A 774-nucleotide genomic window follows, 5' to 3' on the forward strand; every position below is an offset into this window, starting at 1 on the left:
ATGAGATTAACCATGATTCCGCCACCATAACCGACCAGAATTCGTCCAGCATCACGAAAATGCGATGGAAAGTCGCGCTCCCGTGATGCCGGCCAGTTCAGAAAAATCGTTTTGCAATTGGCTCAATCGGTTTTGAACGACGGTGACCTGAAGCTGGCGTCCGACACCGCGAAGTCCAGACACGGCAGGATTTTCGCTTAAACCCTGGAAAAAGCGTCTTTCATCCCCTGATGAATAAAAGTCGCTCAAATCAATAATTAATTTCATAAATTTTTCTGATCATCTTCTGTAAGGGGCCGGCTTTCTTCGCGCTGGCCAGAACGCGCAAGCATATTCCGAGCCGACTTTTACTGTCTTGCAAGCGCTCGACGTGATGGTGCACATCCAACACGTCGGCTTCTGTCGAAAAGATTTGCCTGATTAATGGTGTGGAAATTTAAGTCTATTTCCGTAAATTATATTTTTCCACCACGTACGTATCTTGTCCTTATTCTTTTCCGTTATTTGTTTGAAATTGAGCGCAGCTGGATATTTGCCGGCTCTATATCCATTAATAAAAAATACCGCTTCGCTACCGATGGTCGATTCCATTTGAATTCTTGAGCTGGCCTCCAAAGCCACAGACATGCACGGCTCGTGAGAGTCTAATGAGCCAATTGCAAAACGATTTTTCTGAACTGGCCGGCATCACGGGAGCGCGACTTTCCATCGCATTTTCGTGATGCTGGACGAATTCTGGTCGGTTATGGTGGCGGAATCATGGTTAATCTCATT

Annotated in this window: 1 protein-coding gene; it reads right to left on the minus strand. The window is 46.0% G+C overall.

Translation table 11 applies throughout. From position 1 onward, the window contains the following. Nucleotides 1–51 precede the first annotated feature (51 nt). The gene (locus F2P44_RS34430; RefSeq protein WP_167094593.1) at nucleotides 52–267 is read right to left on the minus strand and encodes a hypothetical protein; all 216 of its coding nucleotides are present in this window, start codon (nucleotides 265–267) and stop codon (nucleotides 52–54) included. Nucleotides 268–774 lie beyond the last annotated feature (507 nt).

Origin of the sequence: Massilia frigida (assembly GCF_011682175.1) — a bacterium.
GTDB lineage: Bacteria > Pseudomonadota > Gammaproteobacteria > Burkholderiales > Burkholderiaceae_D > Telluria_A > Telluria_A frigida.